Annotated in this window: 2 protein-coding genes; both read left to right on the top strand. The window is 61.9% G+C overall.

Annotated features, from left to right (window positions below; translation table 11 throughout):
• Positions 1–51: 51 nt before the first annotated feature.
• Positions 52–1,170 (top strand): serine hydrolase domain-containing protein, encoded by a 1,119-nt coding sequence (locus tag CHU93_RS00730; RefSeq protein WP_207759169.1) that lies wholly within the window; start codon positions 52–54, stop codon positions 1,168–1,170.
• Between the two features lie 382 nt (positions 1,171–1,552).
• Entirely contained in the window at positions 1,553–2,203 is a 651-nt protein-coding gene (locus CHU93_RS00725; protein WP_165768538.1) for a DUF433 domain-containing protein, read from the top strand.
• Positions 2,204–2,238 lie beyond the last annotated feature (35 nt).

Genomic DNA, 2,238 nt, shown 5'->3' with positions numbered 1-2,238 from the left:
CTGATCGTCGCGTAGTTCTCACCTTGATCGTCGCGCTACAGGAAGGGAAGAATGTTCAGTGCCCCGATCGGGCGGCTCTTCTGGGCCATTCCGATCACCCTTTGTCTGTCGATGCAGCTGGTCGCGCCTGCGTTTGCACAAACCAGTCGTCTAGACCTTTTGCAGACCGAGGTCGCATCCGACCCGAGGCCCATGTCCCTTTGGGTGACGGGCAAGGGGGTTGCGTCGCCTTACGCCGTGTCAACAGCCGCCAATAGCGACACCGCGGCCAGTCAGGCTCTTGCGTCCGACACGCCAGTGCGCGTTGCCAGCAATACGAAAACGTTCGTCGCCGCGACGGTTTTGCGCCTGTGGGAACAGGGCCGCATCGATCTCGACGCCGCGATCGGGCCGCTTTTGACGCCCAGGCTTGATGTGCTGCTGCGGAGCGGCGGCTATGACACCGCCCGGATCACGGTGCGGCAGTTGCTGAGTCACAGTGCCGGGATCTATGACCACGCCCAAGACGAGCGGTACCTGCAATTGGTGCTATCGCAGCCGGGCAAGCGCTGGAGCCGCGAGGACCAGGTTAGCCTTGCGGTAAAGTGGGGCAAACCGCTGGACCCGCCAGGCACCGCCTTCCACTATTCCGACACGGGCTACATCCTTATTGGCGATATTATCGAGCGGATCACGGGCCAGTCCCTGGGCAAGGCGGTGCGCACCCAACTGCGGCTCGATCGCTTGAAGCTACGGTCGACTTGGTGGGAGATACTGGAAGACAAACCCCGCCGGGCGCCGGCGAGGGCGCGCCAGTTCATCGGCGACGCGGAGGTCACGGGCCTCGATGCCAGTGTCGACCTCCATGGCGGGGGAGGCTTGGTGATGTCGGCCAAAGATCTTGCGACACTAATGGCAGCGCTGTTCGAGGGAGGCCTGTTCGATCGTCCCGGGACCTTGAAGGAGATGCTGTGGCAGGGCCCACACAAGGGAGCCGATGGCTACCGCCTTGGCGTCTTCGTCAAACATGCCAGCGGTCATGATTACTATTGGCATAGCGGATATTGGGGCACCGTCGCCTATTATGCTCCCGCCACCCGCATTGCAGTCGCCGGCGTCACCACCAACCAGGACGCCTATCGCAGGCTGGTGATTGCCGTGCAGAAGGCGGCCGGTGTCGCTGCACCCTGACTGAGGCACATCGTTTGCCGCTGCAGATTATGTGCCGACGCAAAAGATAGACGCGAAGGGCAGCTCACCGACGAATGTTTGCAGCGCGCCGACCGCCGGCATGGGGCGCGAGGATGACGGCCGTACTGGCTTTGTTAGGCGGTTGGCCTCGTCAGCGCCAAGGTTCGATAGACCGTCCTTTATCGTTCACGGGCCGTAGTTGCCGCTTGACGTCGCATTCGCGCTTGCGTCCGGACCACCATCAGCGGTCACCGGGAGAGCGGCAATGCATGGAACGCCGCTGATGCGGCATAAGCGAGTGCACGCCTCCACAACAATAATGTCGGCCACACCCTTGGCCCGCAGCGCTGCGAGATATATATTCTCCTTGAGGAGATACATTATGGCGACCATCACTACGGAACGCCTTTTCACCCCGCGCGAAGCCGCAGCCGTCAGCGGTATCGCCGTCAGGGCAGTCAACAACGCCATCGACAAGCGCGTTGTGCTTGTCGTGCGTACTGGTGACGCCAAGCTGCGCAAGAAGCTTACCCGGAAGCTGTCCGAAGGATCGCTGCTGCGCCTTAAGGTGTGGCACTCGATCGGCGGGGTTCTGACCCGTGAACGGCGCGAGCGTCTCTTTGCTGAGATAGAAGCCAGGCCCACCGAGCGGCACGTAAAGGCCGACAACCTCCTTATCGTGGATGTAGGCGAAGCGCGGGACGAGATCGCTGCAGGCGTTCGCGATCTGGATCATGCCCGGAAGGCCATCGTACAGAACAAGGATGTCCTCGGCGGTGAACCTGTTTTCGCCGGCACCCGTATTCCGGTTCGCGCGATAGTGGCGATGCTCGATGCCGGCGCCAGTGAAGAAGAAATCTTGGAGGGCTATCCCAAGCTCGACAGCCGTCTGTTGTCGCTCGCCCGCTTGTGGGTGGCTGCGCATCCACCGCGCGGCCGGCCGAAATCACTGAAAGATAGAGGCTTTGCATTCAAGTCGCGCACGGAAGGCAGTCCGCGTGCCATAGCGAGGAACCACGGTGCGGACGCCTAGCCCGCCTTATTCATGAGCCTTCCTGTCAGGGCGTT

Source organism: Sandarakinorhabdus cyanobacteriorum, assembly GCF_002251755.1.
GTDB classification, from domain to species: Bacteria; Pseudomonadota; Alphaproteobacteria; order Sphingomonadales; family Sphingomonadaceae; genus Sandarakinorhabdus; species Sandarakinorhabdus cyanobacteriorum.
Note: the sequence above shows the minus strand (reverse complement) of the source record. Positions and strands in the feature narration are given on the sequence as shown.